The 19,723-nt window shown below is 53.8% G+C and carries 20 protein-coding genes; all 20 read right to left on the bottom strand.

Going from position 1 to position 19,723, the window contains the following annotated elements; genetic code table 11:
- The 20 genes from CCY01nite_RS13735 to CCY01nite_RS13640 all read right to left on the bottom strand — a co-directional run bounded on the left by CCY01nite_RS13735 (window position 1) and on the right by CCY01nite_RS13640 (window position 19,715).
- Complete coding sequence (locus CCY01nite_RS13735) at window positions 1-1,509, bottom strand: phytoene desaturase family protein (RefSeq protein ID WP_146862515.1); 1,509 nt, start codon at window positions 1,507-1,509, stop codon at window positions 1-3.
- The gene (locus CCY01nite_RS13730; RefSeq protein WP_146862512.1) at window positions 1,502-5,362 is read right to left on the bottom strand and encodes a trifunctional MMPL family transporter/lysophospholipid acyltransferase/class I SAM-dependent methyltransferase; all 3,861 of its coding nucleotides are present in this window, start codon (window positions 5,360-5,362) and stop codon (window positions 1,502-1,504) included. Before CCY01nite_RS13730 ends, CCY01nite_RS13735 begins: the two co-directional genes overlap by 8 nt.
- A complete protein-coding gene (locus CCY01nite_RS13725; protein WP_146862509.1) occupies window positions 5,362-6,537 on the bottom strand; it encodes a DUF2062 domain-containing protein in 1,176 nt (391 codons plus the stop codon). Before CCY01nite_RS13725 ends, CCY01nite_RS13730 begins: the two co-directional genes overlap by 1 nt.
- 3 nt (window positions 6,538-6,540) lie before the next feature.
- Window positions 6,541-6,903, bottom strand: a complete 363-nt coding sequence (locus tag CCY01nite_RS13720) for an ApeI family dehydratase (protein WP_146862506.1) — start codon at window positions 6,901-6,903, stop codon at window positions 6,541-6,543.
- Complete coding sequence (lolB2, locus tag CCY01nite_RS13715; protein ID WP_146862503.1) at window positions 6,903-7,529, bottom strand: flexirubin biosynthesis protein LolB2; 627 nt, start codon at window positions 7,527-7,529, stop codon at window positions 6,903-6,905. The genes CCY01nite_RS13720 and lolB2 overlap by 1 nt, the downstream gene beginning before the upstream one ends.
- Window positions 7,507-8,136: a flexirubin biosynthesis/transport protein LolA2 gene (gene lolA2 / locus CCY01nite_RS13710; RefSeq protein ID WP_146862500.1), complete on the bottom strand. Its 630-nt coding sequence runs from the start codon at window positions 8,134-8,136 to the stop codon at window positions 7,507-7,509. Before lolA2 ends, lolB2 begins: the two co-directional genes overlap by 23 nt.
- The gene (locus tag CCY01nite_RS13705) at window positions 8,129-8,917 is read right to left on the bottom strand and encodes a polysaccharide deacetylase family protein (RefSeq protein WP_146862497.1); all 789 of its coding nucleotides are present in this window, start codon (window positions 8,915-8,917) and stop codon (window positions 8,129-8,131) included. The genes lolA2 and CCY01nite_RS13705 overlap by 8 nt, the downstream gene beginning before the upstream one ends.
- Window positions 8,911-9,972, bottom strand: coding sequence for a beta-ketoacyl synthase N-terminal-like domain-containing protein (locus tag CCY01nite_RS13700; RefSeq protein WP_146862487.1), 1,062 nt, complete (start codon window positions 9,970-9,972; stop codon window positions 8,911-8,913). The genes CCY01nite_RS13705 and CCY01nite_RS13700 overlap by 7 nt, the downstream gene beginning before the upstream one ends.
- A gap of 5 nt (window positions 9,973-9,977) precedes the next feature.
- Window positions 9,978-11,171, bottom strand: a complete 1,194-nt coding sequence (locus CCY01nite_RS13695; RefSeq protein WP_146862485.1) for a beta-ketoacyl-[acyl-carrier-protein] synthase family protein — start codon at window positions 11,169-11,171, stop codon at window positions 9,978-9,980.
- Window positions 11,168-11,428, bottom strand: coding sequence for a phosphopantetheine-binding protein (locus CCY01nite_RS13690; RefSeq protein WP_146862482.1), 261 nt, complete (start codon window positions 11,426-11,428; stop codon window positions 11,168-11,170). The genes CCY01nite_RS13695 and CCY01nite_RS13690 overlap by 4 nt, the downstream gene beginning before the upstream one ends.
- Before the next feature lie 20 nt (window positions 11,429-11,448).
- Window positions 11,449-12,066, bottom strand: a complete 618-nt coding sequence (locus CCY01nite_RS13685) for a beta-ketoacyl synthase N-terminal-like domain-containing protein (protein WP_146862479.1) — start codon at window positions 12,064-12,066, stop codon at window positions 11,449-11,451.
- A complete protein-coding gene (locus CCY01nite_RS13680) occupies window positions 12,059-13,309 on the bottom strand; it encodes an NAD(P)/FAD-dependent oxidoreductase (protein ID WP_146862476.1) in 1,251 nt (416 codons plus the stop codon). The genes CCY01nite_RS13685 and CCY01nite_RS13680 overlap by 8 nt, the downstream gene beginning before the upstream one ends.
- A 20-nt stretch (window positions 13,310-13,329) precedes the next feature.
- A complete protein-coding gene (locus tag CCY01nite_RS13675) occupies window positions 13,330-14,397 on the bottom strand; it encodes a methyltransferase (RefSeq protein ID WP_146862473.1) in 1,068 nt (355 codons plus the stop codon).
- Between the two features lie 165 nt (window positions 14,398-14,562).
- Window positions 14,563-15,696 (bottom strand): beta-ketoacyl-[acyl-carrier-protein] synthase family protein, encoded by a 1,134-nt coding sequence (locus CCY01nite_RS13670; RefSeq protein WP_146862470.1) that lies wholly within the window; start codon window positions 15,694-15,696, stop codon window positions 14,563-14,565.
- A complete protein-coding gene (locus tag CCY01nite_RS13665) occupies window positions 15,693-16,118 on the bottom strand; it encodes an acyl-CoA thioesterase (protein ID WP_146862467.1) in 426 nt (141 codons plus the stop codon). Before CCY01nite_RS13665 ends, CCY01nite_RS13670 begins: the two co-directional genes overlap by 4 nt.
- Before the next feature lie 20 nt (window positions 16,119-16,138).
- A complete protein-coding gene (locus CCY01nite_RS13660; RefSeq protein WP_146862464.1) occupies window positions 16,139-16,774 on the bottom strand; it encodes a hypothetical protein in 636 nt (211 codons plus the stop codon).
- A gap of 13 nt (window positions 16,775-16,787) precedes the next feature.
- Complete coding sequence (locus CCY01nite_RS13655; RefSeq protein WP_246129929.1) at window positions 16,788-17,222, bottom strand: hotdog family protein; 435 nt, start codon at window positions 17,220-17,222, stop codon at window positions 16,788-16,790.
- A gap of 1 nt (window position 17,223) precedes the next feature.
- Window positions 17,224-17,904, bottom strand: a complete 681-nt coding sequence (locus CCY01nite_RS13650; protein ID WP_246129928.1) for a lysophospholipid acyltransferase family protein — start codon at window positions 17,902-17,904, stop codon at window positions 17,224-17,226.
- A 200-nt stretch (window positions 17,905-18,104) separates the two neighbouring features.
- Complete coding sequence (locus CCY01nite_RS13645; RefSeq protein WP_146862459.1) at window positions 18,105-18,362, bottom strand: acyl carrier protein; 258 nt, start codon at window positions 18,360-18,362, stop codon at window positions 18,105-18,107.
- A 132-nt stretch (window positions 18,363-18,494) separates the two neighbouring features.
- Complete coding sequence (locus tag CCY01nite_RS13640) at window positions 18,495-19,715, bottom strand: beta-ketoacyl-[acyl-carrier-protein] synthase family protein (RefSeq protein WP_146862456.1); 1,221 nt, start codon at window positions 19,713-19,715, stop codon at window positions 18,495-18,497.
- Between the last annotated feature and the right edge of the window lie 8 nt (window positions 19,716-19,723).

Raw genomic sequence — 19,723 nt, 5'->3', positions numbered from 1 at the left:
TTACGCTGTCTTGATCTCGTGCAACAATTTCTCCATGTCCAGCAGCTCCGCGCAGGTGACCACGGCGCTCATCGTCACGCCCAGGATGCCGTGCATGTTCAGGTTCTGGCCTGTAAGATACAAATTCGAGAGCTTTGTGCGGGCGGCAATAAATGTCCGCAGCGGGTCCCTGCTGTCTTTCATCACCCCGTACATCGATCCGTCCGCCGTGCCGATGTAATCCCGGAATGACAAAGGGGTGGCTACATAATAATTTTTGATGCACTGGCGGAGCACGGGGAAGCGCTTCTCCACCATGTCCAGCACCTTTTCGGCTTTCCGCTGCTTGAAGGCTTCGTAGTCTTCACCGCGAGGGGCTTCCTGCGAAGCGGTGTTGAAAGTATCGGCCCAGGGCGCCACTTCGCGGATGTTCATATACGCCATGATGGACAGGCCGTTGGCGTAGCGGTGGTCCCGCGGGTCCGGCGAGATGAACATGGAATAGTTGCGCGGCCAGGTGTCTTCTGTGTATTCGTGCCCGCTCCATACATCTTCCACATCGTGATAATAGTAGTTATAGTTCATGTGCGGGAACATGCCGGGTTGGAGGGCCACGTTCACCATCAGCGTGGAATTGGAGTTTTCCAGCGATTTGATGCGGGTACGGTAGGCGTGGCGGATCACATCGCTTTCCAGCATGTTCAGCGTGTTCGCGGGATGCATGTTGGAGATGAAGTGTTTTGCCGTAAAACGCTCTCCCTTCGCGGTTTCCACATACTGCACATCATGCCCTTCCGCCACGATGCGTTGTACTTCCTTGTACCGCAGCAAGGTGCCGCCATTCTCCGTAATGGCCCTTGACAGCCATTTGCCGATCTGCGATCCGCCGTTCACGCATTTCCAGGAGCTTTCTATATAGCTGTTCAACACGAGCGCATGCACGTACATCGGTGTTTTATCTTCCACGCCGGCATACAAAGGATTATTCGCGGCCAGCACCTGCGTCAGCTTACGGTTGCTGGTCAGACTGTTGATGAATTCGGCGGCGTTGATGCTCAATACGGATTCTTTTTCCTCGAAGCCGCCCATCCGCAGGTTGTACAGCGGGAATTTATCGCAGATATGCCGCAGCATGGCGCAGTATTCTTTCAGCGCCTTTTCCTCACCGGGAAAATCCGCCAGCAAGCCCTGTATGAACGCATCGTAGCTCTGCGCCATCTTGTATTCGCGGGGATCGCCGGCGAAGGCAATGCGATCGAAGCAGTCCATATCCAGGCGCTTGAGGTTCAGCTTGTCCATGATGCCCAGGTATTTGAATATCTGGTGGAGGTTCTGGCCCGGAGCAAGCCCGCCCACATAGTGCACGCCGGAATCGAAAACGGTTTTATCCCGACTGAAAGTTTGCAGGCAGCCGCCGATCTGCTGATTTTTTTCCAGCACACATACCCTGTACCCGTTCTTTGCCAGGATCGCACCGCAGGTTAATCCGCCGAGACCGCTACCGATGATCACTACGTCGTAATTATGCATACTGCTCGCTCAATGAATGTTTGATAATAAAGATCACGTTGGATGTATACCTGGTATTGTCGATCTGCTCTACGGTGGCGCCGTTCCGTTCCGCAATGCCGCGCAGGGCGGAGGAGGAGAAGAACGACAAAGGACCGTTGGCCGTTTTGTTGAAGCCGAGCAAACGGGTGCTGAACAGCTCCGTCAGCTTTGTGCCTTCATGCCGCCTGCCGAGGTCCGCATCGCCGTCCCGCACAATGATCACGCCACCGGGGTTGAGCTTGCGGATACATTGCTGCAACAGCTGCTCCTGCGCAGCGGCGGGCAGGTAATGCAGTACGTCCAGCAGCACAAAGGCGTCCTGGTGCCCGAGGGTATACTGCGTGATGTCCGCCGCTTCGAATTGTATCATCTCATTGCGAAGATAACAATGCTGCGCCGTGGCGATCTTTTCTTCGTCGTAATCCACGCCTTTGATCTGGCGTTCTGGCGCAAGGAAATGCAGCATATAGCTCATAAAGCCGTACCCGCAGCCGATGTCCATGATCTTTCCTTTTTTCGGCAGCAGCTGATGGAACAGTTCATAGTTGTTTTCCATCTTTGTTTTGATGCGCATATACCATTCCAGCACGGGACCTTTGTAGATGTAATTGTAGATCAGCTGTTCGCGGAAGTAGGCCGGCGTTTCCTCGTCACGGCGCAATGCTTCATATTCCTGCCGGAAATAACGGCTCACCAGCTTCGTACGCGCGCTGTAGTTATCTCCCCAACGTTTGTCGTCCGGCTTGATGCGGGGCAGGAACTTCAGGGTCATGGTGCCGTTCTTCAGCAGGAAATCGCCTTTCGACATCGTGTAGGCGGTGCCGTGAATAACGGCCGGCAGAATGTCCAGCCCGAGTTCTTCCGCCAGGTAGAACGCGCCCTTGTGAAAGCGCTTGATGCCTGCATCCGGGGAACGTGTGCCTTCGGGGTATATCACAATCGAATATCCCTGCTCCACCCGCTCCCGCAGCTTTTCAATGCTGCCTTCCACGCCTTCCGCCACCGGGTAATAGTCCGCCATCTTCACCACAGAACCGAAAACAGGCGAATTGTACACCCACTGGTTCGTGAGCAGCACCACGTTCGGGTGCATGGCGGTGGACATGAGAATATCGAGGAAAGACTGATGGTTGCTGATGACAACGGCGGGCTTTTTAAAATCCTCGCCGGTGTTATTGATCGTGGTCTTTTTGGTGTTGACCATCACGTGCAGGATGCTCCAGGTAAACTTTGAGAGTATTTTATGGTAGATCCGCTTGCCTTTTTCCAGGTTGAAGGGATTGATCTTCACGAGGAAAAATCCCAGGAAAGTGAGCAGGAAAGCGCCAAAGGTAAAATAGGAAAAGGCAAAGACGGAGGTCGTCCAGCCGAAGAGCGTCCACGGCGCGTACTTTTTCTTTACCCGGTTGGTGATCAGCCAGTTGAAAAAGAACGGAATGAGTACCTGCGACGTGAGCACCACGCAGCTGATGCCGATCACCGCGATCAGCGCAATGGAGCGCAGTGAAGGATGTTTGGCGAAAATGAGCACGCCCAGCCCGAGTATGGTGGTGATGGCGGAAAAGAAGATCGATGATTTGAAGGACGGCAGGTGCTTGCTGCCGGTTTTGTATTCCTGTTGCAGCCCGTCCATTGTGAAAATGCTGTAATCATCACCCAGACCGAATATGAAAGTGGAGAGAATAATGTTCACGATATTGAACGGTATGCCGAACAGCCCCATGATGCCGAGTATCCACACCCAGCTGAACAGCATGGGAATGAAAGTGATCAGAGCCAGCTCTATCCGTCCGTAAGACAGTAACAGCGCGGCGAATACGAGCAATGAGGTCATCCAGGCGATGGTACTGAACTCGTCGCGGATGATCTCCGCCAGCCGGTTTGCGGTGTATTGTTTGTCGAATATCACCGTTTGCGGCTGGCTATCCAGTGCGGCGTAAACTTCGTCTTTGCGGTCAGGGGCTACTTTCAGCAGGCTGATCACCGCGGAGGCGCCTTCTTTGATCGTTACAAAATCGCTCAGCAACCCGGCTTCCAGCAAAGCGGAGCGTTCCGGCGGCAGCGCGGTATAATCTTTATGGAGCAGTGTTTCAAATGGCGCAAAGGCGGTGCTCCTGAATTTGTACACGGCGCCTTCCTGCTGCAGCACGCGGATCAGCTGTTCCTGTTTTTCCGGCGTCCAGTAAGCGTTCCAGCGGCGGATGCGCGCGGCCTGTTCTTCTTCGGACAATAACAGGCTACCGGCGCCGGAGACCTTTTTGATAGCGCCTTTGTCTACCAGCGACTGTATTACCGGCGCCGTTCTTTCGCGGCTTTGGAGTGCGGCGTTGAGATTGTTTCCTTCCGATATGAGGTACACGGATTGCGCCGTGTAGGCATTGATGTTATTCAGCTTTTGCTCTGCTTTCTGCAGTCGGTCGGACATGTAGTTCATCCGCATCATGTCGCTTTCGAATGTAACGTTCCTTGCGGTGAAGAAGAACACTGCGGTGAGCAGGAGGATGCCGCCTACGAGGTATTTGTTGCGCTCCGGCCGCCAGTTGGAAAGTTTGTCCAGCCAGCTGTTGGCGCGATGCAGCGCAGCCGCGGGGCGTTTGCCCAATACGATCAGGTGCGGCAGTACGATGAGCGAGAACAGGGCGGCGCCTACCAGGCTGAAAGCGGCGAACAGCCCAACATCCCTTAACATGGGCGATTTCACGAACTGCAGGCAGAGAAAGCCGCCGACCGTTGTAAAGCTGCCTACGGTCATGGGCATGGCCAGGTCTTTTATCACCTGCCGGATGTCCGGCAAATGGCGATAGTGGTTGAACACATGCAGCGAATAGTTCACCGCAATGCCCAGCACCACACACCCCGCGCCCAGCGCAATCACCGAGATGCCGCCTTTGAAAAGGTATACGATCGCCAGGGAAAACAGCGCGCCGAACACTACCGGCAGCATCACCAGCAGCGGCGCGCGCTTCTTCCGGAAGAACAGCGCGATCAGCACGATCAGCAGCAGTACGGTAATGCCTTGCGTAAAATAAGTGTCCTGCCGCAGCTGCATGGCATTGCCCACCGCCACGGCGGTAGCGCCGAAGTAGCTGATATCGCTGCCTTTGTGTTGTGACTGCACCGTATCTACCCAGGCATCCAGGTCAGCTAAAAAACGTTTGTTCTTTCCCGTTTCATTGGGCGGATGCAATGGTGTGATGAAGAGCAGCAGGTTGCGCTGGTCTTTGCTCATCACATATCCATCGTACAGTTCAAACTGTTCATCCACCTGCAGCTGCTGCAATTTTTTCATCGCGATCCATGAAATACCAACGGGATCGGCCTGGATCATTCTTTTCAGCACCAGCCCCGCGGGGGAAATCAGTGTGTTGTAGTTGGATTCCATCGTCTGTTTCACGCGCGCCGGCGTGATCAGCGAATCGATGGACGCATAATCTTTTCCCTCGAGGAATACGGGCAGATGATCCTGCACGGCCTGCAGGAGGTTCATCATCATGGCGTCGTCCGCCTGCGCCTGTATGCTTTTAATATGCTGCTGCAGCTGCGGTTGCGCCAGCCCTTCCGTAAAATGCTGCGCGGCGGCCACCAGGCTGTCCGGCTCCGCATCTTCGCGGGAGAGCATCACCACCAGCTTGTCCGCAAACTTTGCGCTTTGCAGGAATTGCTGCAGCCGGTCGATCTTTTTGTCCTGCGGCAGAATGCGGGTAATATCCTCTTCCAGCCTGATCCGCGAGGCCAGCAGGCCCGCAATGACGAAGCTCCCGAGCATGAAAGCCCAGAGCAGCCATTTGCGTTTTGCAAAGAAGTTATAAACCGATATGAAGATGGTACCCATTAAGCTGCGATTCGTTTCTTACGGAAGACGGCAAGCAGCACCCACGAGGTGAGCGCCGCCACGGCACCGGCCACCACGGCCAGCGTCAGGCTTCCGGTGATATACTGATAAATGTTCTGCTGCATGGATGCGATGCTCAGGTCTTTGCTGAACAATATCCATGTAGCGTCTTCCGACACGTACATCCTTCCCATCAGGAAGCTGAGATATACGATGACGGGTATCATGGGCGGGATGCTGATGTTCGACGCGATCAATACCAGCGCTTTGTTCAGCCGCAAAAAAGCGGCCAGCACTACAGCCGTCAGCATCTGGAAGCCCCAGATGGGCACAATGCCCATGAACACGCCGAAGCCGATGGACAGGGCTTTGCGGTGCGAGGGCTCATCCGGATTAAAAAGATGTTCGCGCAACAATTGTTTAAATCCGCCTTTGCTGAACAAAAAACGGATGAAGTTACGCGGATGGATATACGCAAACGCGATCGTTACCAGCACGGTGTTAAGCACGCTGATGCGGGAAAAATCGCGGAAGGGGCGGAAGTGGGACACCCGCTCCTCCGCCGGCGGGTAGTAGACCTGCACGGGCACCCAATCGATACGGATGCCTTTCCAGGCGCTGCGTACCAGCACTTCTATTTCAAATTCGTATTTGGTACAGAAAAAACGGGTATTACCAATGGCATGCAGCGGGTAAAGCCGGAAACCGGATTGCGTATCAGGACCTTTCAACCCCGTTTCCACATAAAACCAGAAGTTGGAAAACTTGTTCGCGAAGGTGTTCTTCCCCGGCATGTTCTCCTGCTGCAGGTTCCGGGCGCCGATATAAATGGCGGGGCCGTCCGTCTTCAGCTTTTCCATGAACACGGCAATGTCGCTGGCAAAGTGCTGCCCGTCGGCATCCATGGTGATGGCATAATCGTATCCCCGTTCGCGCGCGAACTGAAAGCCTCGGCGCAGCGCGATGCCTTTGCCGCGGTTCGGGGTGTACGACAAAACGGGCACCTCCGGAAACTGTTCCAGCACTTCCGCGGTGTGATCGGTGGCGCCGTCGTTCACCACGAGCACGTCGCTGGTGTGGGACAGCGCGTCCCGCAACACCTGGCCCAGTGTAGCCGCATTGTTGTACGTCGGGATCAGCACGCACACCTTGCCGTATGTTGGTGTTTCAGCCATCGTTCATTTAAAAAGCCCCTGGAATTTCAGGAACACGGTGGCCTCGTGTTTGATCACGGCGGTAGCCTTGTAAGCGTTTTCCTGCGGCGTGTAGGAGATCTCCACGTTCACTTCCGGCTGTTTTACCGGGTCGATCATGTTCAGGAACTTCATGTTGGCCGCTTTTTCGATCAGCAGCTTTTTACCGACAGCGCCGGATAAAAGCTCCTGGATGATCTGCATCATGCAGACGCCCGGCACTACGGGCTGATCGGGAAAATGACCTCCAAAAATAGGATGCTGCGCATTCAGGGCGATAGTGGTGTGCACCGACTGTGCGTCCGGCTGCTGTTGTGTGACGATCGTATAGAATTTTCCTGCTAACATTATTTTTCCGCGCGTTGTGATGAAATATTGAATTTAACGTTTTTATGCTGTATCAGGATGCTGTCCGGCACGCCGTTCGTGTAGTGCGACAAAAACGCTTCCACTACCGGTTTGCGGCGGGAGCCGTTCTCCACGCGAACGAACGTTGAACAGTCTTTGCTGGTGATATAATATATTTTTCCCTTTTTGAGCGGGAATGCGGTGTAACGGTTTTCGCCGTCTGTCAGCACTTCCGCGGTGGCGGGGTCCTGCCGCATGAGGATCATTTCGAAATCTTTCTGCAGTGTTTTGATGACGGCTTTTTTATCCATCTTCGGGAGGATGTAGTGTTTGGTGAACGTTCCATCCTTCGCAAATTCAAAATCGAAAAACTTCAATCCCATTTCACTGGCAAACACCACCCGCATGCTGCTGTCTTCCATCGGCTTGAACAACAGCAGGCCGGAGAAATGATGTTTCAGCACATCCACCTGCGTGCTGTACAGCACCGTTTGCGTGATCTTCGGCCGGAACTGCTGAATGCAGGCGGCGTCCCCTTCCATGCGTTGCAGGGAACGGTAAGCGGAGCTGCAGGACGCGAGCAGGCAGCACAGCAAAAGGATGCTATTTAAGCGCAAAGATGTCATCCGGTATGGTAATGTTCACTTCTTTATTGGTAAAGCTGATGGAGGTATCGTCGCCGGAGCGTTCATGCATGACCATCTTTACCACGGAAAGGTCTTTTTTATCCACCAGCAGCTCGATCACCGAAAAGAAATCCTTCAGGTTCTTTGCCACGGGCGTCATTTCCAGGCGGTAGAACGCTGTGTTTTCGGATACCTTCGTGGTAAAATCCTTGTTGTTCAGCACGTTCCCCTGCACGCAATCCGCCGTGATCTTGCTGATCTGCTCGAACAGCCTGTTATTGCGGGCGGAGAGATTGCGGTCCGTCTTTGTATCCTTGATGCGGAAGTCCTTTCCGTTGATCACCATCAGGTAATACGAAGGAGAACTGTATTCCATCCGCACCTTATTTTCTTTTTTGAACCAGAACTTTCCTTTGCTGATGATCTTTTCAGCAAGCATGCCCAGGTTCTTTTCCTGTACAAAATCACTTTTGATCGTGTTCGTTTGCTGCGCGGTCTTCGCAAACTGCTGTTTAAACAACTCGAGGTTAGCCACGGGCTTGAAGTTTTGCTGCGCGGTGGCATGCAGCGTTACCAGGCAACAGGCTAAAAAAATCCATCTACGCATAAGCTGGTACGTTTAATAAATGATCGATCCGGCGGATGGCGAAACCCTGCTCCCGGATGTGCCGGATGAGCGCGGGCAATATCCGCACGGTGGCGGCGCTGGTGTCGTGGAACAGGAATATGTCGCCGGGGCGGATGTTCCGGGTCACTCTTTCCAGCAGTTTATCTTCTTCTTTGATCACGGTGTCGAGGGAGCGGATGCTCCACCCTACCGGGATGTAATCTCCTTCCCTGATGGCTTTGGCGAGATTCGGATTGGTGACGCCGTAAGGCGGCCGGAACAGCCGGGGCTGCAGGCCGGTGGCGTTGATGATCATTTCATCCGCCGTTTGCAGGTCTTTGATCATGTTCCCGGATGATTTCAGATCAAACCAGAAATTATGTTCATAGCTGTGATTGCCGATGAGGTGGCCATCTGCGTGTATACGTTTCAGTAAGTGCGGCTGTGTTTCGGCGCGGTGGCCGATACAAAAAAAAGCAGCCGGCACTTGATGCTGCTGCAGGATGTCCAGAATCTGGGGGGTGTAATTTTCTACCGGCCCGTCGTCAAACGACAGCGAGACGGCTTTTTCCTGCGTAACGCCTTTCGTATGTACATCAATGAAATAGTTGGAATCCACGCGCGTGGCGCCCCAGATGGCGAGGCCAATATAGATCAGCAGTCCCGCGATAATACCGGCGATCGTTCCGGCCGGCGGCAGCGGGTGTACAAAGTAATGTACCAGCAGCGCGGCTGCGATGATGAAATAGATGATGATCCATATCGTCCGGTATTTCAGCATGCCGATAATAAAATAAATGAGTGATGCGTGGTATGCTGATGGTTCCAGATCAGTATTCTTTTCACCGCTGCGGGCGCCGCTCCTTTGAACATGGCGGCGGACGGCACCTGCTGGTCCCGGAGCATGCCGGTAGCCATCCACATGGCGAAGGCCGCTGCCGTGGGGTATTCTCCGCAGAGGTGCTTGAATGCCGCTACGGGCTTGCCGGCGAATGATCCGCTTTCTATCGTTTCGTAATAGGCGTCTTCTTTTACATCTCCGTTCCGACCGGTGATCAGCAGGTCAATGTCCTGCGCCTGCAGGCCGTGCCTTTGCAGGAACTGTTCGAGGCGCATGGCTGTTTCCTGTGCGGAGCGGGGCTTGTAGAGCATTTCCAGCCCGGTCAGTTCCGCCTGGGATTGTACGTCCTTTTCTTTGGCGAGCACAAAAAAGGCGGCGCCTTCTCCGGCTACGGTGCCGGCCGTACGGGATTGCAGCAGGGCGGTATTTTTTACCGGCGCTGATTTGTACAGGCCGAAGCGGGAAAGGATGGCGTGGCTGTAATCGGTGATCTCGTCTACCGCGCCGGCCAGCACTTTCCGCGAGGGTTGTTCGAGGAGGAACAGGAGGCTGTCCTGCAGGGCGTTTTCAAGCGAGAAAGCGCCGTGCACGAAGGTATTGTTATAGGCGTGGCAGCCGAGCAATAAAGCGATCTGGCCGCCGACGGTATTATGCGTGCTTTGAATGAAAGCGGTGGGCGTGAGCATGTCTTCCTTTTGCGTGACCAGCTTGTTGAGGAAAACGCCGGTATCGGCAAGGCAGCCATACGCCGTGCCCATGATAATCGCATCGGGCATGGTGATACCGGCATGCTGCAAGCTGATGTGCGACGCGGCCACGCCCATTTTGATCACCCGGCCCATGCGGCGGATCTGTTTGATATCGATCCACTGCTTGTAATCCGGGTCCGCTACGGGCAGGCGGATGCTTTCATATTCCCGGATAGTTCCGGGGAATACGTTGCTATCCTGTGCGGATACAGCGCCTGTGCCTTGTATGTACGCTTGCGGTTTCATTCCTGTCATTGTTTTGAAAAAACCAGGCTCGAGCAATTGCCGCCAAACCCGAAGGAGTTAGACATCACATGCTGCAACGCATGCCCGCGGGAAAAGGCCGTAACCGGACTGAAGGGCAGCTCTTTCATCTGCGTGGCGAACTGCGCATTGGGATAAATGATCCCTTCTTTGAGGGCGCAGGCGGACAATACCGCTTCTATCCCGCCGCTGGCGCCCAGCGTATGCCCTGTAAAACTTTTTGTAGAGCTTACAGGCGGATAATCCTTTTCAAACAACCTTACGATCGCCAGCCCTTCCGAACTGTCGTTATTCTGCGTGCCGGTGCCGTGCAGGTTGATGTAGCCGATATCGGCGGGCTGCAATCCGCTCATTTGCAACGCGCCCTGCATGGCGAGGTAATTACCGGTGCCATCGGGCGATGATGCGGTCTGATGATAGGCATCATTGGCATTGGCGAAACCGCTCAGGCGGCACCAGGGTTTTATTTTCTCCGCCAACCTGTCCGCTACCAGCACCACGTAACCCGCGCCCTCTCCGAGGTTCAGGCCGGTGCGCGTATCATCGAAGGGGCGGCATTTCTGCTGATCGAGGATCATGAGCGTGTTGAAGCCGTTGAGCGTGAAGCGCGTCAATGCGTCTGTTCCACCGGCGATCACCACGTCCAGCAAACCGTTGCTGATCATACGCGCGCCATACATCAATGCGTTGGCGCCGGACGAGCAGGCGGTGCTGATGGTGGACACATGATGGCGGATACCCATTGCATCGGCCACCAGTTCCGTGATGCTCCCGCATTCATGGTGCACCACTTCTCTTAACCGCCCTTTGCTGTTATCTTCCACGAACGCTTCAAAGAAATGTTCCGTTTTGTCCATTCCGCCAACGGTATTCGCGGATACGAAACCGGCGCGGTACTGCGCAATATCTCCGAGCCCCGTGCTGTCCCACGCTTCCTTCGCGGCGATCATGCTCAGCAGGGCGGTGCGGCTCAAGTGGGCGGGCAATCCCGCGCGCTGCGCCAGCTCATTGTTGTCCGCTTTTACTTCCACTACGGGAAACGTCTGCGCGTGTACGGAATGCAGATGCCGCATGGTGCCCATTCCCGGCTGCATTTTCTCAAATGCGTCCAGGCACTGCGCCAGGTTTTGCCCGATGCCGCAGATCACACCACCGCCTGCTATCCATACATTTTCACTCATGCATTCTTCTTTTGCTCCGTAATGTATTCCGCCATGGTACGAACGGAATAAAAGATGTTCGGCCCGTCTTCCGGATTGGCGACGCGGATGTTATGATGTTGCTGCAATAACACGATCAGCTCCAGCGCATCGATGGAATCCAGCCCCAGCCCTTCTTTGAACAAAGGCTGGTCATCCCCGATATCTTCCGGTTTTACTTCCTGCAAATTCAATTGCTGAATGATCTGGGCTTTCAGATCTGCCATCAACTTTTCCATAATATATTTCAAATACAATTTTAAACTTCCTTTTGCTGCCGCATGTTCTTTTCATCAAACGGCAATGCCATACCACGCGCTTCCTTTTCTACGAGGAACAAGGCCGCTTCGTACTGCTCATGATACTGTTCCACCCAACCGCAGATACAGGCATTGATGGCGCCGGTATTGAGCAATTGCGTTACATATCCGCTGATCAGCCCCGCATCGAAGGTATCTGATACAAAGAACGCATTTTCTCCCTTGAAGCCGTGGCGGATGCTGATCTCCCCGATCACGATGTTCGGCAAGGTATACACGAACAGGGCTGGACTGGCGATGTCGCTGACGGTTTCATAATACCGTTCGTCCGTATCCAGGCTGCTGCTTTTATTGGCAAGGATCACGCCGGTTTCTTCCGGGCGATAGCCGTCCATTGGCATGTCCTGCAGTAAAATTTCCGTGGCGGCCCATCCCAGTTTACTGAGCAGGTCCATTTTGTGGAACTTCTGGTACTGCCCGCTATACCGGTCATACAGGCTGCGCAGGAACTCCGGCAGTGCGGCGTTTTCCGCCGTAAATACCGTAGCGCCGTTCTTCACCACCGTTTGCCGGCGGATGATGCAGCTGGATGTGATATATGCGTTCCCGTTATTCAACCGTTTTTATTTTTTCTGTCAGTTCGATCAGGCGGGCAAGGCGTTTCAACGCTTCTTCGTGATTGCTCACGAAGGGATTGCTCTGGTCCCACACATACCCTGCCAATACGGAGCAGATCTGCTGTTTGACGAGCGGATCGGGCTTTTCGCTGAAGAAGATCGTGTCCAGGGTGCCTTCATACCATGCCATCACGTACGAACGGAATACGTTCACGCCCTGCATGGTGGGTTCCATGTAATCTTTTTCCCAGTCTACTTCCTCTCCCTTCAGCTTTTTGATCACCAGCTTCGCGGCCGTTTGGCTGGATACCGTGGCCAAAGTTACGCCGGAAGAAAAAATCGGGTCCAGGAACTCGGTCACATTGCCGGTGAGCACAAATCCATCTCCATAAAATTTATCGGTGGTGGCGGACCATGCTTCCAGCACTCTCGGCTCGAACACAAATTCCACATCGCGGAAACGCTCGGCGGTATGCGGCTCTGATTCCAGCATGGCGCGGAACTGCTCTTCGCGTGTACCGGGGAAACCATCATGGAAGGAAGGTTCTCCCACGAAGCCTACCGAAGTAATGCCGGTGGAGAACGGGATGATCCATATCCAGACGCCTTTCTTGTGCACCACGGCGGTGATCCTGTTCGGCTGGTCCCTTACCATGGAACGGCGAATGTCTTTTGTATGTGCAAAGAGCGCCTTGCGGGATTGCAGCACGGAGGGCTTATCCAGGCCGAACAGCTTGGGTATCACCCGTCCATATCCACTGCCATCCACAATAAAACGCGCTTCGATCTGCTTTTTATTGCCGTGAATATCTTCCACGGTGGTCACGGAATCCGATCCGTGGAATTTTATGTCCGTCACGGTTGTTTCGTATGCTATGGGCACGCCCATTTTTTCGACGGTGTCGGCGAGCGTTTTGTCGAAGTCCGCGCGCTGCACCTGCCAGGTCCAGGTCCATCCCTTCGTATGCTGCTCTTCAAAAGTGAAGTCGCAGATGGCGCCGTTCTTCACGAACTTGGCGCCAAATTTTTGCTGGAAGCCTCTTTCCGAGATGGCATCAATGAAACCGGCTTCTGTGAGGGCTTCCATACAGCGGGGCAACAGGCTTTCCCCGATCACGAACCGCGGGAATTTCAGTTTCTCCACCACTTTTACGGAATAACCGGCCTTGTTGATAATGGATGCGGCGACTGACCCTGAAGGCCCGGCGCCGATCACTAATACGTCCACTTTTTCAGTTTGCATATTTTTTGGGATTTGGATTTTTATGCTTTCACACATCTGAGCAGCGTATAGCTCAGCCCTACGTTATTGTTTTCGAGCACTACTTCCAGGCCGGCGGCGCGGATGCAGGCGAAGAAGTCATCGGTATGGTACATCTGGCTGTTACCATTGGCGATGGCGGTAAAGTAGAGCGAGGTTTGCTGCAGGCAGAATGCGGCTGACTTGAACTGTTGTTTATTCCAGAAAGGCTCCAGGATGAAGATGCTGCCGCCTTCATTCAGCGCTTCCCGGCAGCGGCGCAGGATGCTGATGATCTCGGTTTCGGAAAAGCAGTCCAGGAACTGGCTCATCCAGATGGCGTCGAAGCCTTTCGCGAAGGGCAGGCTTTCATCGAGGATGTCTGTTTCAAAAAATGAAACACGGTCCTGCAGGCCGGCCGCTTCAATATTCTTACGGGCTACATTTACCTGCACGGGCAGGTCCATGATGGTGATATGTACATCGGGATCATGCTTTGCGCAGGCCATGGACCATTTGCCGGTGTTGCCGCCGATGTCCAGCAGTGTTTTGGGCTGCTGTTCGAATACGATGGGCAATACGCCGGGAAAAGCAAGATCAGAATAGTAGTGATCGAAGTTGAACCAGCTGGTGCGGGAGGGTTCGGGGAGGATGGACAGTCCCTGGTAGATGGTTTCCCAGGGGCCGAGTTCTTTCAGTCCGCGGGGCTTGCCGTCGGTAAGGCTGTCCTGCAGATGATACATGGCGTTATAGCAGACATCATGGGAGAAATCCATGTTGATGCGCGTCAGCGTATCGCTCAGAATGAAATACCCTGTCTTTGTCAGCGTATATTTTTTATCGTTCACGATCAGCATTTCGAGGCCGAGGCCGGCTTCGAGCAGCACCCTGGCGGAATAGCGGGAGAGCTTCACTTTTTCGAGCACGTCTTCAATTGTAACGCCGCGTGTGCCGCTGTCTGCCACTATCTGGAGGATGCCCATGTCGCGCAGGGCTTTGGCGGCCTGGAAGGCGATCGGTGCAAAGGCCAGCCACAAAGCCTGTTCCTTGGCCTGTAACGCTGTTTTCGTTTCCTTGGTAAAAAAATTCATCTGCGATCTGCTTTTAAAAAATGTCTTTTGCGGGAATACCGGGATGCCGGCATTTTCCAATTTTGTTATATGCTCATCTTGCTGAACATTGTCTCCGGGTTGATCCTCAATCCGGTTAGATATTCATTTTGCTGAACATTGTTGCCGGGTTGATCTTCAATCCAGTTATACATTCATCTTGCTAAATACCATCGCCGCATTACACCCGCCAAAACCGGAAGTGGTCTTGAGGTAATGCGCCATCTGCCTTTGCTCCGGCACGTTGCTCAGCTTCAGCGGAACGCTGACGCCGGATGTTGAAAAGCCCGCGGTGGGTATCACCACGTTCTCCATCATGCCGCGCATGCCAATGATGGCTTCGATCAGGCCGGCCGCGCCGAGGGTGTGCCCGTAATATCCTTTGAGGCTGTTCACCGGCACCTGCTGCAAGCCGGACAAATGGAAGGCTTTTGCTTCCATTTCGTCGTTGTACAGCGTGGCGGTGCCATGCGCGGACACGAAACCCATATCCTCCGGGCGAAGGCCGCTTTGCCACAGCGCCGTTGTGATGGCGGCGGACAATTCGGCGCCCGTGCGGGAAGGGCCTGAAATATGATTGGCATCATTGCTGGAAGCGCCTTCGCCCAGGCGTACGGCGGTGTTTCCTTTCAATGATGTACGGTCCTTTGTGATGATGACGGTGGCGGCGCCCTCTCCCAGCGTGATGCCGTTGCGGGCGGCGTCGAAGGGCTTGCAGGGCTTGTCGCTCACAGCCAGGAATGACTGGAAGCCGGACAGCACGAATTTCGTGAGCACGTCCGCTCCGCAGATCACCGCATGGTCATATTGACCGGCGCGGATCATCCGCTGCCCGATTAGGATGGCCAGCAGTCCTGATATACAGGCGTTGCTGATGACCAGCGGTTTATTGGCGCTGCCGAAATACGCAGCTACCCTGTCCGCCGTGGCAAAAAGCTGCAAAGGTAGCGGGCCCGCTGCGGCTCCCTGTTCCAGCAGGGCAATATTGCCTTTGGTGGTGGAAACGATGAAAGCGGTGCGTTCATCGCGGAGGCTGATGCCGGTGTGTGACAGCGCGTCCTGCACGCTCAGGATCAGCAGCTGTTCAAATTTCGTATAGCCGTTCAATTGATATGGCGCGGTCCAGGCGTTCAGGTCTTCTTCCGCGATCACAGCGCCGAAATAACCTTCCGGCTGCAGGCGGATGCCGCTAACGCCCCGGCGCACCTGCTCATAGTTGGCAACTGCCGTAGCTCCCAGGGGGGAAACAATATTATCTGCTGCTACGAACACGTCCATCATACCAATCCCCACATTTTTTTCCACTCCGCAAAGAAGGGCGGAATGGTCAGTTGTAAAGCCGACTGCTCCTTGTCCAGGAACACCTGCACGGAAGCGCCGGTGCATACTACTTCCCGGGTGGCGGCGTTGTAAAGCGTATATTCAAAACGGATCTTCGCGGCTTCTGTAGGCACATACCGTGTTTCTATCAACACCGTGTCCCCATACCGCAAAGAGCGCTTGTAATTACATTCCACATTCACTACCGGCACGGTGTAGCCGTACTCAAAAATATCCAGGTAACGCAACCTGTATTTACCGCCAAAGGCTTCCCTTCCGTCTTCAAAATACCGGATATAATGGCCGTGCCAGACAATGCCTAACGGATCTGCTTCATTAAACCGGACTGTTACTTCAGTGCTTTCGCTCAATACAGGTTGCATGTAGATTTAATATTGATGAATTATCCGCCGTGGGTGGATTTCCATTCTTTGTATTTTTTCTTTTCGATGTCGTCCACTACTTTCTTGACGCCGGTGAGGTATACGTTGGCATAGCCGAAAGCCATGCCCAGCTTACCTTCCATGCGTTCGGTAAACAGCACTTTTTTCGCTTTCATGTCTACCAATGTCACGTACATGGATATTTCCTTTTTCGTTTTGTTAAATCCTTCCATCACAAAGAGGAGGCCGAGGCCGGTCTTGCCTTCGAAGTCGAAACCTTTCACCAGGGCGGTGATGTCTTCCGGTTTCAGTTTCTGGTAGTCGTCGGAATCATCGGATTTGATCTTGTCCGGATCGATCTTGTTGTTCCTTTTGTTGACGGGACCGATGGCGGTGCTCACTTCTTTTCTTTTGAAAGCGCCGGCGAGATCGTATTTTTTCGGTTCGTTGACAACTTTCTGATTGATGTTAGCGTACTGGTGCTCCACGATATCGTCTGTGTTGGCACCGGCGTCGCCGATGATCCTTGCTTTTGTGAAGTCAATTCCCAGGTAGGTGAGCTTGGCTTCCGGGTCAAAAACATCTTTCGCGGTTTGCGCGCTGGCAGCTGAAACGCTGATAAACATGGCCATCAGGGGCAGTACAAAATGCTTCATTTTCATTCTACGTTTATTTGTTTTGGGATACAAAAATTTTCATGTCGCATTGCGCCAGCAGCTTTCCCTGCTGTTTAACGGTGCCTTTCACCACGGTGGCGTTGAACACTTCGTGTTCGATGACGATCTCTGTTTCCACGGTGGTGGAGGCGGCGGGATAGCCGATGATCTCAAGATGCTGGATGGCGCCGATGAAGCCCAGCGGCACGGGAACGTTCTGTTGTTTGGCGAGGTAGCCGATCCTGGCGGCGGCGGTCTGCGCGATGTTCTCTACGAGGCCGGGCGCCTGGAGCTTTCCGTCTTCCACGAATACGTTATCCTCCGCAATGTCCAGTTCCGTGCGGATGTTCTTCTCCCCTGCTTCCAACAGGCGGCTGATCATAACGATCGGCGGGCGTTGAGGGATATATGCCGTGATGTCTTCCTTGTTGATCATATTGTTATGCATGTCAGTCTTTCGACCAAAAATCGTAATAATTGAACCATTGCAGCGGATACAGCTTCACTTTTTCTTCCATGACGGTGACGAAGTCCTGCATGGACTGCTCCAGTCCGCCCTGTTTGGCGCCCTGGTACACTTTCGGCTCCGTGGCATAGAGATGATAGTGCCTGCTGGTTTCCTTGAAAGCAAATACGAGCGATACCGGTACCCTGAACGTGGACGCCAGCAGGAACGGGCCTATGGGGAAACGCGCCGTTTCTCCCAGGAAGCTCATGTCCGCTGTTTTGTTGCCCTCCATGAACCGGTCCGCATGCATGCACACCAGCTCCTGTTTGCTCAGGGCGTCATGAATAGCGTAAATATGCGATAAATCGTCTTTTAAAACAATCACATTCACATGCCTGCCGCCCGTGATCCCCGCCAGGTAGTCCTTGATCCGCTGGTGCTCGCCGTCGAACATCACGATGTTGATGCGGGTTTGCAGGCGGGTGAAAAGATGACCGGCCACTTCCCAGTTGCCAAGATGCGCGCTCAGGAGGATGCCGCCGCGGCCGCCGGCCACCATTTGATGGAGATTTTCCTCTCCGTCGAAGTGGAAGGTGAAGCGGTTGGGAATCCCGGCCATGACCACGATCTTGTCGATTAGCGTCTGCCCGAAAACATAATAGTTGCGGTATACGCTGATCAACGCACGGAAACGGGTATATCCTAACTTACGGTGAAAATACTGAAAAATGGATTGGGATGAGCGATAAGAGAACAGGCAATAATAGGATGCGACAAATGCCAGGAGAAAATAAGCCGGTCGCACTCCTCCTAATCGCAATACTCCTATAAATATCCTGTACCCGAGCTTATTTCCTTTGGACTTTCCCTGCCAGGAAGGCATTATACCAGTTCTTTTTGTTTGATACGGCCGGTGACATAATCATAAAAGTCCTGGAAGGTAACGATGCCCTGAAAATCTTCGGGTTTTACCTTAAAACCGAGGTTATTTTCGATGGCAACAACCAGGTCGATATAATCCAGGCTATCCAGGTCCAACGTGGCCTTCAGGTCAGCTCCGGGGGTAATGCTTTCGGGGGCGACTTCAAACTCCTCCGCCAGGAAAGCATTCGTTTTTTTGATGATCTCGTTAATTTCCATAAAAAAAGTGTGTTCCAGATATAGGTTGTTACAAACCAGCACCCTGTTTCCTTCTTTGGGGGCTGATGCAAAATTATGCATAAATCCTTTAATGACACCTATATATGCAATTGCTATACGTCCACTTTGCCATTACTGCCATTTCCTGACGATCAGGGAGGAATTGGTGCCTCCAAAACCAAAGGAATTAGACAAAAATATATTAAAGTTTTTATTAATTGTATCTGTAATGATATTTAATTTGGCCGAATCTTCGTCGGGGTTCTCAAAATTAATATTGGGGGCCATGAACCCGTGCTGCATCATGATCATGGAGTAAACGATCTCGCTGGCGCCGGCCATCCAGCATTCGTGGCCGGTCATGCTTTTGGTGGAGCTGACGGGTATGCTGGCGCCGCCGAATACGGCATGCAGCGCCCTGGCTTCGCTGGCGTCGCCGGCGGGCGTGGAGGTGGCGTGGGCGTTGATATACCCGATCTCCGAGGGCTGAACACCGGCCTGTTTCAGGGCCATTTCCAGCGAACGGGTGGGGCCTTCCACGCTGGGGTTGCTGATGTGCGCACCATTACTGGAAAAGCCGTATCCCAATACTTCGCCGAGGATCACGGCGCCGCGGCGCTGCGCGGATTCGAGGCTTTCGAGGATCACGGTGGCCGCTCCCCCGCTCGGCACGAGGCCGTCGCGGTCGCGGTCAAACGGGCGGGAGGCTTTGGCTGGCTCGTTTTCCCGCACAGAAAATGCGGCGATCGCATCAAAATTGCCCATGGCATAGCGGTTCACTTCCTGCGCGCCGCCACAGATCACCACGTCCTGCAACCCGTTCTGAATGAACATATAACCGAGGCCGATGGCGTGGGAGCCGCTGGCGCAGGCCGCGCTTACGCTGAAGTTGATGCCTTTCAGCCGGAAGATGGTGGCGAGGTTCATGTTCACGGTGGAGTTCATCGTCTGGAACACGGAGCCGGAACCTACCAGCATGGTATCTTTTTTCTCGCGGATGATGTCTGTCGCTTCAATAGTGGGTTTGGCGGAACTGTCGTTACCGAAGAGCAGGCCCACTTCCCGGCTGTCCAGGTAATCCTGGTCGAGCCCCGCGTTAGCTAATGCTTCGCGGGTGGACATATAAGCATACTCTGCCTGTTCGGGCATCATCAGCCGCGCTCTCCTGTCCAGCAAGCCTTTCAGCTCGGGACGGGCGATATTGCCGGTGAGCCCGGAACGGTAGCCGAATGCTTTGCGGTCTTCATCCAGCACAATGCCTGAACGCCCGTGGAACAGGGATTCCCGGACTTCCTCCAGGTCCTTTCCAATACAGGAGTAAATGCCGATGCCTGTGATCACTACTCTGTTCATGCGCTATA

The organism is Chitinophaga cymbidii (assembly GCF_007992715.1).
GTDB classification, from domain to species: Bacteria; Bacteroidota; Bacteroidia; order Chitinophagales; family Chitinophagaceae; genus Chitinophaga; species Chitinophaga cymbidii.
Note: the sequence above shows the minus strand (reverse complement) of the source record. Positions and strands in the feature narration are given on the sequence as shown.